Source organism: Pseudomonas sp. GD04091 (assembly GCF_029836165.1).
Taxonomy (GTDB): domain Bacteria; phylum Pseudomonadota; class Gammaproteobacteria; order Pseudomonadales; family Pseudomonadaceae; genus Aquipseudomonas.
On the sequence record NZ_JAOEBG010000007.1, the window covers coordinates 202,138 to 213,903 of the forward strand.

The 11,766-nt window shown below is 61.5% G+C and carries 10 protein-coding genes and 2 tRNA genes; all 12 read left to right on the forward strand.

Annotated elements, in window-relative coordinates; all coding sequences use genetic code 11:
• Positions 1 to 102: 102 nt before the first annotated feature.
• The 12 genes from rlmE to rbfA all read left to right on the forward strand — a co-directional run bounded on the left by rlmE (position 103) and on the right by rbfA (position 11,763).
• The gene (gene rlmE, locus N7422_RS11825; protein ID WP_279806702.1) at positions 103 to 729 is read left to right on the forward strand and encodes a 23S rRNA (uridine(2552)-2'-O)-methyltransferase RlmE; all 627 of its coding nucleotides are present in this window, start codon (positions 103 to 105) and stop codon (positions 727 to 729) included.
• Positions 730 to 931: 202 nt separating this feature from the next.
• Positions 932 to 2,839, forward strand: coding sequence for an ATP-dependent zinc metalloprotease FtsH (gene ftsH, locus N7422_RS11830; RefSeq protein WP_279806703.1), 1,908 nt, complete (start codon positions 932 to 934; stop codon positions 2,837 to 2,839).
• Between the two features lie 8 nt (positions 2,840 to 2,847).
• Positions 2,848 to 3,699, forward strand: a complete 852-nt coding sequence (gene folP, locus N7422_RS11835; protein WP_279806704.1) for a dihydropteroate synthase — start codon at positions 2,848 to 2,850, stop codon at positions 3,697 to 3,699.
• A gap of 16 nt (positions 3,700 to 3,715) precedes the next feature.
• Positions 3,716 to 5,056 (forward strand): phosphoglucosamine mutase, encoded by a 1,341-nt coding sequence (glmM, locus tag N7422_RS11840; RefSeq protein WP_279806705.1) that lies wholly within the window; start codon positions 3,716 to 3,718, stop codon positions 5,054 to 5,056.
• A 65-nt stretch (positions 5,057 to 5,121) separates the two neighbouring features.
• Positions 5,122 to 5,877 carry a triose-phosphate isomerase gene (gene tpiA / locus N7422_RS11845; protein WP_279806706.1) on the forward strand — a complete coding sequence of 252 codons (756 nt, stop codon included), beginning with the start codon at positions 5,122 to 5,124 and terminating at the stop codon, positions 5,875 to 5,877.
• Between the two features lie 4 nt (positions 5,878 to 5,881).
• On the forward strand, positions 5,882 to 6,274 hold the full coding sequence (gene secG, locus N7422_RS11850) for a preprotein translocase subunit SecG (RefSeq protein WP_279806707.1): 393 nt from the start codon (positions 5,882 to 5,884) through the stop codon (positions 6,272 to 6,274).
• Between the two features lie 21 nt (positions 6,275 to 6,295).
• A tRNA-Leu gene (locus N7422_RS11855) sits at positions 6,296 to 6,381 on the forward strand.
• A gap of 99 nt (positions 6,382 to 6,480) precedes the next feature.
• Positions 6,481 to 6,557, forward strand: a tRNA-Met gene (locus N7422_RS11860).
• Positions 6,558 to 6,686: 129 nt separating this feature from the next.
• Positions 6,687 to 7,145: a ribosome maturation factor RimP gene (rimP, locus tag N7422_RS11865; protein ID WP_279806752.1), complete on the forward strand. Its 459-nt coding sequence runs from the start codon at positions 6,687 to 6,689 to the stop codon at positions 7,143 to 7,145.
• A gap of 59 nt (positions 7,146 to 7,204) precedes the next feature.
• A complete protein-coding gene (nusA, locus tag N7422_RS11870) occupies positions 7,205 to 8,686 on the forward strand; it encodes a transcription termination factor NusA (protein ID WP_279806708.1) in 1,482 nt (493 codons plus the stop codon).
• A gap of 27 nt (positions 8,687 to 8,713) precedes the next feature.
• A complete protein-coding gene (gene infB, locus N7422_RS11875) occupies positions 8,714 to 11,248 on the forward strand; it encodes a translation initiation factor IF-2 (protein WP_279806709.1) in 2,535 nt (844 codons plus the stop codon).
• Positions 11,249 to 11,364: 116 nt separating this feature from the next.
• Positions 11,365 to 11,763: a 30S ribosome-binding factor RbfA gene (rbfA, locus tag N7422_RS11880; RefSeq protein ID WP_279806710.1), complete on the forward strand. Its 399-nt coding sequence runs from the start codon at positions 11,365 to 11,367 to the stop codon at positions 11,761 to 11,763.
• Positions 11,764 to 11,766: the final 3 nt, after the last annotated feature.

Consider the following 11,766-nt stretch of genomic DNA (forward strand, 5'->3'; position numbering starts at 1 on the left):
AATCTGACCCTTTTCGTCTGATTCTGTAAAATTGACGGGCATTTTACCCGAGGGCCTGTGGCTCCGCCCAGTCAAACACGACGCATATCATCGAGGTGCCCCGTGGTACAACGTTCCAAAAGCAGCGCAAACTGGCTGCGAGAGCATTTCAACGACCCCTTCGTCAAGCAGGCGCAGAAGGATGGCTACCGCTCGCGCGCGAGCTACAAGCTGCTGGAGATCCAGGAGAAGGACAAGCTGATCCGCCCCGGCATGAGTGTGATCGACCTCGGCGCGGCGCCCGGTGGCTGGTCCCAGGTGACCAGTCGTCTGATTGGCGGCCAGGGTCGCCTGATCGCCTCGGACATCCTGGAAATGGACGCGATCGCCGACGTGACCTTCATCCAGGGCGACTTCACCAAGGACGAAGTGCTCGCGAACATCCTGCAGGCAGTGGGCGATTCACACGTGGACCTTGTGATTTCCGACATGGCCCCCAATATGAGTGGTACGCCCGCGGTGGATATACCGCGCGCCATGTTCCTCTGCGAACTGGCTCTGGACCTGGCGACCCGTGTGCTCAAGCCTGGCGGGGATTTCCTGATCAAGATCTTCCAGGGCGAAGGTTTCGACGTGTACCTCAAGGACGTGCGTGGCAAGTTCGACAAGGTACAGATGCGCAAGCCATCGTCGTCGCGGGATCGGTCCCGCGAGCAGTATCTGCTGGCGAGAGGGTTCAAAGGGGCGTGAGTGGCGTTTTGCGGGGCTCCGATAGTTATTTCCAATCGGCCGCCCCGTCTGGATCGTCCGAACTTCGTGTAGTCTAGCTTTCACAAAGGGTTACAGACGGTGCCTGCGGATGCGTAGGTAATGTAGTAAGTTAGGGCGATGAATATCATGCGAGGCACGGCTGCGTCGTGCGCCGGCCTCAGAGGGTAGCGAATTGAACGACATGGCAAAGAATCTGATCCTGTGGTTGATCATCGCCGCCGTCCTGGTGACGGTGATGAACAACTTCTCCAGCCCTAACGAGCCGCAGACCCTCAACTATTCCGACTTCATCCAGCAGGTCAAGGATGGCAAGGTCGAGCGCGTGACCGTCGACGGTTACATCATTACCGGCAAGCGTACCGACGGCGACAACTTCAAGACCGTGCGGCCGGCCATCACCGACAACGGCCTGATCGGCGACCTGGTCGACAATCACGTGACCGTCGAAGGCAAGCAGCCAGAGCAGCAGAGCATCTGGACCCAGCTGCTGGTGGCCAGCTTCCCGATCCTGGTGATCATCGCCGTGTTCATGTTCTTCATGCGCCAGATGCAGGGCGGTGCCGGTGGCAAGGGCGGCCCGATGAGCTTTGGCAAGAGCAAGGCGCGCCTGCTGTCCGAGGACCAGGTGAAGACCACCCTGGCTGACGTCGCCGGTTGCGACGAGGCCAAGGAAGAGGTCGGCGAGCTGGTCGAGTTCCTGCGTGATCCGGGCAAGTTCCAGCGCCTGGGCGGGCGCATCCCGCGTGGCGTGCTGATGGTTGGCCCGCCCGGTACCGGCAAGACCCTGCTGGCCAAGGCCATCGCTGGTGAAGCCAAGGTGCCGTTCTTCACCATTTCCGGCTCGGACTTCGTCGAGATGTTCGTGGGTGTCGGCGCCAGCCGTGTCCGCGACATGTTCGAACAAGCCAAGAAACACGCGCCATGCATCATTTTCATCGACGAGATCGACGCCGTCGGCCGCCACCGTGGCGCCGGCATGGGTGGTGGTCACGACGAGCGCGAGCAGACCCTCAACCAGTTGCTGGTCGAGATGGATGGCTTCGAGATGAACGATGGCATCATCGTCATCGCCGCCACCAACCGTCCTGACGTGCTTGACCCGGCGCTGCTGCGTCCTGGTCGCTTCGACCGCCAGGTGGTGGTCGGCCTGCCGGATATCCGTGGTCGCGAGCAGATCCTGAAAGTGCACATGCGCAAGGTGCCGGTCGGCGAGAACGTCAATGCCGCCGTCATCGCCCGTGGTACTCCTGGCTTCTCCGGTGCCGACCTGGCCAACCTGGTGAACGAGGCCTCGCTGTTCGCCGCGCGTTCCAGCAAGCGCGTGGTCGAAATGAAGGAGTTCGAGCTGGCCAAGGACAAGATCATGATGGGCGCCGAGCGCAAGACCATGGTCATGTCCGAGAAGGAGAAGCAGAACACTGCCTATCACGAAGCGGGCCATGCCATCGTCGGTCGCGTCGTTCCAGAGCACGACCCAGTCTACAAGGTGTCGATCATTCCCCGTGGTCGCGCCCTGGGTGTGACCATGTTCCTGCCGGAAGAAGACCGCTACAGCCTGTCCAAGCGCGCGCTGATCAGCCAGATCTGCTCGCTGTATGGTGGTCGTATCGCCGAGGAGATGACCCTGGGCTTCGATGGTGTCACTACTGGCGCCTCCAACGACATCATGCGTGCCAGCCAGATTGCCCGGAACATGGTCACCAAGTGGGGCTTGTCCGAGAAGCTGGGTCCGCTGATGTACGCCGAAGAAGAGGGCGAGGTGTTCCTCGGTCGCAGCGCCGCCAGCCAGCACGCCAGCGTGTCGGGCGAGACCGCCAAGATGATCGACTCGGAAGTGCGCAGCATCATCGATCACTGCTACGCTACGGCCAAGCAGATCCTGACCGACAACCGCGACAAGCTCGACGCGATGGCCGAGGCCTTGATGAAGTACGAAACCATCGATGCCGACCAGATCGACGACATCATGGCTGGTCGTACACCGCGTGAGCCGCGCGACTGGGACAACGATGCCGGCACCTCCGGCAAGCCTGCCTCCCAGGATGATCGTCCGGAGTCGCCGATCGGCGGTCCAGCGGCTCAACACTAAGGGCTTCTATGACCTCACAGCAGTACCCGACCCGGTTGCCTTGCGGCAACCGGGTTCTTGATTTGTCCCGTACCCATGTCATGGGTATCCTCAACGTCACCCCCGATTCCTTCTCTGACGGTGGGCGCTTCAGTCAGCGCGACGAGGCGTTGCGCCATGCCGAGGCAATGGTGGCTGCCGGTGCGACGCTCGTCGACGTGGGTGGCGAATCCACGCGGCCAGGTGCCCGTGCCGTTTCGCCTACCGAAGAGCTGGAGCGCGTGGCGCCCATCGTCGAAGCGATCAGCAGCAGGCTCGATGTTGTCATTTCAGTGGATACCTCGACGCCCGCGGTCATGCGCGAGTCGGCTCGCCTTGGGGCCGGCCTGATCAACGACGTGCGCGCCCTCGAGCGTGATGGCGCTCTTGATGCCGCTGCCGACACGGGGCTGCCGGTATGCTTGATGCACATGCGTGGCGAGCCTGGCAACATGCAGGACGATCCGCATTACGACGATGTGACTGTCGATGTGACGCGCTATCTTGAACAGCGTATGGCCGCCTGTGCGGCGGCGGGCATCGGCGTCGAACGCATCGTCCTCGACCCTGGCTTCGGTTTTGCCAAGACCCTTGAGCACAACCTGAGCCTGTTCAAACACATGGAAGCGCTCTATCGCCTGGGGCGCCCGCTGCTGGTGGGTGTTTCGCGCAAGAGCATGATCGGCCTCACGCTGGGGCGTCCGGTCGATGAGCGGCTCTACGGCAGCCTGGCATTGGCCGCCCTGGCCGTGACCAAGGGTGCAAGCATCCTGCGTGTGCATGATGTCGCCGAGACCGTCGACGTGGTGCGCATGATTGCCGCCGTGCAGAACGCCGAATAAGAACACTGGAGTCACTATGAGCAGAAAATACTTTGGTACCGATGGTATCCGTGGCCGCGTTGGCCAATATCCCATCACCCCTGACTTCATGCTGAAACTCGGCTGGGCCGCAGGCATGGCCTTTCGCAAGCAGGGCAATTGCCGGGTGCTGGTGGGCAAGGACACCCGGATCTCCGGCTACATGTTCGAATCCGCTCTGGAGGCCGGCCTGTCCGCGGCTGGGGCGGACGTGATGCTGCTCGGGCCGATGCCGACCCCGGCCATTGCCTACCTGACCCGCACCTTCCATGCCGAAGCCGGTATCGTCATCAGTGCCTCGCACAATCCCCATGACGACAACGGCATCAAGTTCTTCTCTGGTGCCGGCACCAAGCTGCCGGACGAAGTCGAGCTGATGATCGAGGAGCTGCTCGATCAGCCGATGAATGTCGTCGACTCAAGCAAGCTGGGCAAGGTTTCGCGCATCAATGATGCCGCCGGACGCTACATCGAGTTCTGCAAGAGCAGCGTGCCCAGCAGCACCAGCTTCGAAGGTCTGAAAATCGTCGTGGATTGCGCCCATGGCGCCACCTACAAGGTCGCGCCCAGCGTATTCCGTGAGCTGGGCGCCGATGTCACGGTGCTGCATGCCGCGCCGGATGGCCTGAACATCAACGAAAACTGTGGCTCGACGCACATCGAGTCGCTGCAGGCGGCAGTTCTGGTCGGGCATGCGGACCTCGGTATCGCCTTCGATGGCGACGGTGATCGCGTGCTGATGGTCGATCACACTGGCGCCATCGTCGATGGTGACGAGTTGCTGTTCATCATCGGTCGCGACCTGCAGGAGCGTGGCAAGCTGCAGGGCGGCGTTGTCGGCACTCTGATGAGCAACCTCGGGCTTGAGCTGGCGTTCAAGGAGCTGGATATCCCGTTCGTGCGGGCGAAGGTCGGCGACCGTTACGTCATGGCCGAGCTGCTCGAGCGCGAGTGGCTGCTTGGTGGCGAGAATTCCGGGCATGTCGTGTGCGCCAGTCACACCACCACCGGGGATGCGATCATCGCTGCGCTGCAGGTGCTGATGGCCCTCAAGCGTCGCGGCGAGAACCTGGCTCAGGCTCGTCAGGCGGTGCGCAAGTGCCCGCAGGTGCTGATCAACGTGCGTTTCGCGGCGGGCAAGAGCGATCCGCTGGAAAACCCATTGGTCAAGGAAGCCAGTGCCAAGGCGACCGAGGCCATGGCGGGGCGTGGGCGCGTGCTGTTGCGCAAGTCCGGTACCGAGCCGCTGGTGCGGGTGATGGTCGAAGGTGACGATGAAAGCCAGGTGCGCGGCCATGCCGAGGCCTTGGCCAAGCTCGTCGAAAAAGTTTGTGCCTGAAAGAGGCTTGCCAGCGCAGATCGTGTTGGGTAAGATCTGCGCCCACTTTGACCGAGAGGTAAAGCATGCGTCGCCCCATGGTAGCTGGTAACTGGAAGATGCACGGTACCCGCGCCAGCGTCGCTGAGCTGACTCAGGGCTTGGGCGAAATGCTCATTCCCGACGGTATCGAAGTCGCGGTGTTTCCACCGACCCTGTTCATCAATGAAGTCGTTGATGGACTGAAAGGGAAGGGGGTCATCGTAGGCGCACAGAATTCCGCGGTACAGCCTGAACAAGGCGCGCTGACTGGTGAAGTTGCACCGAGTCAGTTGCTGGAAGCGGGTTGCAAGTTGGTGTTGATTGGTCACTCCGAGCGTCGCCAGATTATCGGTGAAAGCGAAGAAGTGTTGAATCGCAAGTTTGCAGCCGCTCAAAAAAGTGGTTTGACGCCGGTGCTCTGCGTAGGGGAAACTCTCGAAGAGCGCGAGGCAGGCAAGACGCTCGAAGTTGTAGGGCGTCAACTAAGCAGTGTTATCGACGCGTTCGGTATCGCCGCTTTTGCCAATGCGGTAATTGCCTATGAGCCTGTATGGGCCATCGGTACTGGTTTGACGGCCTCGCCACAGCAAGCCCAGGATGTGCATGCAGCCATCCGCAAGCAGTTGGCGGCGAAGGACGCCGAAGTTGCAGAAAATGTGCAACTTCTCTACGGCGGCAGCGTGAAGGCGGCCAATGCGGCCGAACTGTTCGGCATGCCGGATATCGATGGGGGGCTCATTGGTGGAGCGTCCCTGAACGCAGACGAATTCGGTGCAATTTGTCGCGCCGCAGGAAACTGAACAAATGCTGGAAACAGTCATAGTTGTTTTTCATCTGTTGGCAGCGTTGGCACTGGTTGTAATGGTGCTGCTGCAACAGGGTAAAGGTGCGGAAGCAGGTGCATCTTTCGGCGCAGGTGCTTCAAATACTGTGTTCGGAAGCCAAGGTTCCGCTACCTTTTTGAGTAAAGTTACTGCTATACTTGCCGCCACTTTCTTTTTGACTGCACTTGGGTTAGGATACTTCGCCAAGCAGCAGGCTCACCAGCTGACTCAAGCTGGCTTGCCAGATCCAGCAGTGCTGGAAGTCAAAGAGCCAAAGCCGGCAGTAAATGATGATGTACCGGTGCTCCAGCAGCAGAAGAGTGAAACCACCAACTCTGGTGACGTACCTCCTCCAGCCAAAGAGCAGCAGTAACGGGTTTCAAGAAGTAGTATTGCCGAGGTGGTGGAATTGGTAGACACGCAACCTTGAGGTGGTTGTGCCCATAGGGTGTAGGGGTTCGAGTCCCCTTCTCGGTACCAATTGAAGCATGAGAGCCCGCTTTGAGCGGGCTTTCTTGCAGGTGGAGGTCGGATTGACCCAGCAAAGGGTTCAGTCTTATACTTTCGCCCCAGCTTTGTCGCGGGGTGGAGCAGCTTGGTAGCTCGTCGGGCTCATAACCCGAAGGTCGTTGGTTCAAATCCAGCCCCCGCAACCAGCTTCAGCGGAGCCCCTTTTCAGGGGCTTTTTGCTAGCCGAACAGTTTTGGCGTCGTTGTCCAACGGCGCTTTCAGGGATGGGCGCTTCGCCCATTTTTTATTTGCACAGCATGCACGAGGGGGTTCAGGTGTCGAGCAAGCTAGAACAGTTGCAGGCCTTGTTGGCCCCGGTTGTCGAGGGTCTGGGCTACCAATGCTGGGGGATCGAATACGTCTCCCAGGGCAAGCATTCGGTACTGCGTATCTACATCGACAAGGAAGGCGGCATCCTGGTGGACGACTGCGAAGCCGTCAGCCGTCAGGCCAGCGCCATCCTCGATGTGGAAGATCCGATCAGCTCTGAATATACCCTCGAGGTATCCTCTCCAGGCATGGACCGCCCGCTGTTCACCCTTGAACAGTTTGCTTCGCATGCCGGCGAGCAGGTGAAGATCAAGCTGCGTACGCCCTTCGAGGGTCGTCGTAACTTCCAGGGCCTTCTCCGTGGTGTGGAGGAGCAGGATGTGGTGGTGCAGGTGGACCAACACGAGTTCCTGTTGCCGATCGACTCGATCGACAAGGCCAATATTATTCCCAGTTTTGACTGAGACGTGCCGGGCCCGGCGGACTTTCCGGGCCCAATGGCTTGCGCAAGGCGAGGCGTACGATGAGCAAAGAAGTACTGCTGGTTGTTGAATCGGTATCCAACGAAAAGGGTGTACCGCCCGGCGTCATTTTCGAAGCGCTGGAAGTGGCCCTGGCCACTGCAACCAAAAAACGTTTTGAGGACGAAGTCGACCTGCGTGTGGAGATCAACCGCCACACCGGTAGCTACGAGACCTTCCGCCGCTGGACCGTGGTCGACGAGAACGACCTGGACGATCCGGCAATCGAAACCTGGTTGAGCAAGATCCAGGACACGCACCCGGATGCCAAGATCGGTGACGTGATCGAAGAGAAGATCGAGTCGATCGAGTTCGGCCGCATCGCCGCCCAGACCGCCAAGCAGGTCATCGTGCAGAAGGTCCGCGAGGCCGAGCGCGCCCAGGTGGTCGACGCCTACCGCGAGCGCGTCGGTGAGATCATCTCCGGCACCGTGAAGAAGGTCACCCGCGACAACGTCATCGTCGACCTGGGCAACAACGCCGAAGCGCTGCTGGCCCGCGAAGACATCATCCCGCGCGAGACTTTCCGCGTCGGCGTGCGTCTGCGTGCGCTGCTCAAGGAAATCCGCACCGAGAACCGCGGCCCTCAGCTGATCCTGTCGCGCACCGCGCCGCAGATGCTGATCGAGCTGTTCCGCATCGAAGTGCCGGAAATCGCCGAAGGCCTCATCGAAGTCATGGCCGCCTCCCGTGATCCGGGATCGCGAGCCAAGATCGCCGTCCGCTCCAAGGACAAGCGCATCGACCCGCAAGGTGCCTGCATCGGCATGCGTGGTTCGCGCGTCCAGGCCGTATCCGGCGAGCTGGGTGGCGAGCGTGTGGATATCGTCCTGTGGGACGAGAACCCGGCGCAGTTCGTCATCAACGCCATGTCGCCGGCAGAGGTTGCCGCGATCATCGTTGACGAGGACGCCCATGCGATGGACATCGCCGTGGCCGAGGACAACCTGGCCCAGGCCATCGGCCGTGGCGGCCAGAACGTCCGCCTGGCCAGCCAGCTGACCGCCTGGACCCTGAACGTGATGACCGAGAAGGACATCCAGGCCAAGCAGCAAGCGGAAACAGGCGACATCCTGCGTAACTTCATCGAGGAACTGGAAGTCGACGAGGAGCTGGCACAAGTGCTGGTCGACGAAGGCTTCACCAGCCTCGAAGAAATTGCTTACGTACCGTTGGAAGAAATGCTCAACATCGATGGCTTTGACGAGGAAATCGTCAATGAGCTCCGCGCTCGCGCCAAGGACCGCTTGTTGACCAAGGCCATCGCTACCGAAGAAAAACTGGCAGACGCCCATCCGGCCGAAGACCTGCTCTCCCTCGAGGGCATGGACAAGGATCTGGCGGCGGAACTGGCGGTGCGCGGCGTGGTTAACCGCGAAGACCTGGCCGAGCAGTCGATCGACGATCTGCTCGACATCGACGGCATCGACGAAGAGCGTGCCGGCAAGTTGATCATGGCCGCCCGAGCCCATTGGTTCGAGTAATTAGGCGCGGCCTGAGGAGAGAAGTGCATGACGCAAGTCACGGTGAAAGAACTGGCCCAAGAGGTCGAGGCACCGGTAGAGCGCCTGCTGCAGCAGATGCGTGAGGCAGGTCTGCCGCACACCGACGCCGGTCAGGTAGTGACCGACAATGAGAAGCAGACCCTGCTGACCCATTTGAAAAGCAGCCACAAGAGCAAGGCGGAAGAGCCGCGCAAGATCACCTTGCAGCGCAAGACCACCAGCACTCTGCGTGTCGCCGGTAGCAAGAGCATCAGCGTAGAAGTACGCAAGAAGAAAGTATTCGTGCAACGCAGCCCGGAAGAGATCCAGGCCGAGCAGAAACGCGAGCAGGAAGAGCGCCGCGCGGCTGAAAACGCCGCCCGCGAAAAGGCCGAGGCCGAAGCACGCCAGCGCACCGAGGAACAGGCCCGTCGTCAGGCGCCCGAAGCTCCGGCTGCGGCGCCTGCGCCGAAGTCCGAGCCTGCGCCGGCTCCGGTAGTGGCCGAAGCGCCGGTTTCGGAAGACGCCGCTGCCCGTGCCGCCGAGCGCAAGAAGGAAGAGACCCGCCGCAACGAAAGCCGTGCCCGCGACGACGATCGTCGTGGTGGTGGCGCGGCTGGCGAGCGTCGAGGCGAAGCACCGCGCGTGTCGATCAAGGTCAAGGTCAAGGAGAAGGAAAAAGCACCGACTCCACGCGCCGCGCCACGCACCACCGATGAAGAGAGCGATGGTTTCCGTCGCGGTCGCGGTGGCAAGGGCAAGCCGAAGAAGCGCAACCAGCACGGCTTCCAGAACCCGACCGGTCCGGTCATCCGTGACGTGACCATCGGCGAGACCATCACCGTCTCGGAACTGGCGCAACAGATGTCGGTCAAGGCCGCCGAAGTCGTCAAGTTCATGTTCAAGCTGGGTACCCCGGTCACCATCAACCAGGTGCTGGACCAGGAGACCGCTCAACTGGTCGCCGAAGAGCTGGGCCACAAGGTCACCCTGATCAGCGACACCGCCCTGGAAGACTCCCTGGCCGAATCGCTGAAGTTCGAAGGTGAAGTCGAGTCCCGCGCGCCGGTCGTGACCGTCATGGGCCACGTCGACCACGGCAAGACCTCGCTGCTCGACTACATCCGTCGTGCCAAGGTCGCTGCTGGCGAGGCCGGTGGCATCACCCAGCACATCGGTGCCTACCACGTGGAAACCGACCGCGGCATGGTCACCTTCCTCGACACCCCTGGCCACGCTGCGTTCACCCAGATGCGTGCCCGTGGTGCCAAGGCCACCGACATCGTCATCCTGGTGGTGGCGGCGGACGACGGCGTGATGCCGCAGACCCGCGAAGCCGTTCAGCACGCCAAGGCTGCCGGCGTTCCGCTGGTCGTCGCGGTCAACAAGATCGACAAGCCGGGTGCCGACCTCGATCGCATCCGCAACGAACTGGCCGTCGAAGGCGTGACCTCCGAGGACTGGGGTGGCGACACCCCATTCGTCAAGGTTTCGGCGAAGATGGGTACCGGTGTCGACGAACTGCTCGAAGCGGTCCTGCTGCAGGCCGAGATCCTCGAGCTGACCGCCACGCCGACCGCTCCAGGTCGTGGTGTCGTGGTCGAGTCGCGCCTGGACAAGGGCCGTGGCCCGGTCGCCACCATCCTGGTTCAGGACGGTACCCTGCGTCAGGGCGACATGGTCCTGGTCGGTTCGAACTATGGCCGCGTGCGTGCCATGCTCGACGAGAACGGCAAGCCTGTGAAGGAAGCCGGCCCGTCGATCCCGGTCGAGATCCTCGGCCTGGATGGCACGCCGGAAGCCGGTGACGAGCTGTCGGTGGTCGCCGACGAGAAGAAGGCCCGTGAGGTTGCCCTGTTCCGTCAAGGCAAGTACCGCGAGGTCAAGCTGGCCCGTGCTCACGCCGGCAAGCTGGAAAACATCTTCGAGACCATGGGTCAGGAAGAGAAGAAGACCCTCAACATCGTCCTCAAGACCGATGTGCGTGGTTCGCTCGAAGCGCTGCAGGGTTCGCTCGGCGGCCTGGGCAACGACGAAGTTCAGGTACGCGTCATCGGTGGCGGCGTCGGTGGTATCACCGAGAGCGACGCCAACCTGGCCCTGGCCTCGAACGCGGTGCTGTTCGGCTTCAACGTGCGTGCCGATGCCGGCGCGCGCAAGATCGTCGAGCAGGAAGGTCTGGATATGCGTTACTACAACGTGATCTACGACATCATCGAAGACGTCAAGAAGGCCCTGACCGGCATGCTCGGCAGCGATGTTCGCGAGAACATCCTGGGTGTCGCGGAAGTGCGTGACGTGTTCCGTTCGCCGAAGTTCGGCGCTATCGCCGGCTGTATGGTCATCGAGGGTACCGTGTACCGCAACCGTCCGATCCGCGTACTGCGCGAGGACGTGGTGATCTTCGAAGGCGAGCTGGAATCGCTGCGTCGCTTCAAGGACGACGCCGCCGAAGTGCGTAACGGCATGGAGTGCGGTATCGGCGTCAAGAGCTACAACGACGTCAAGGTCGGCGACAAGATCGAAGTCTTCGAGAAAGTCCAGGTGGCTCGTACCCTGTAAGGGTCGAGCCTGGCGCAGCCCCCGCCGCAAGGCGGTTGGTGGCGCCTCTGCAGGTAGCGCCCGGTCAGGTTTACACCTGACCGGGCGTTTGCCGCTTTACGTAACAGGTAGCAAAAATGGCAAAAGAATACAGCCGTACCCAACGCATCGGCGATCAGATGCAGCGTGAGCTGTCGGAATTGATCCGTCGTGAAGTCAAAGATCCGCGCGTCGGCCTGGTGACCATTACCGCCGTTGACGTCAGTCGCGACCTGGGCCACGCCAAGGTCTTCATCACCGTGATGGGCCAGGACGGCGCCGACGCCGTGCCGCAGACCCTCAAGGCCCTGACCAGTGCCGCGAGCTTCCTGCGCCTGCACCTTGGCCGCGTCATGCAACTGCGCAGCGTGCCGCAGCTGCATTTCCACTTCGATGAAAGCGTCAGCCGTGGTGCCCACCTGTCGGCACTGATCGAGCGTGCGGTGGCCGAAGATCGCCAGCACAAGGATGCCGACGAGCTGGACACCAAGGAGTAAGCG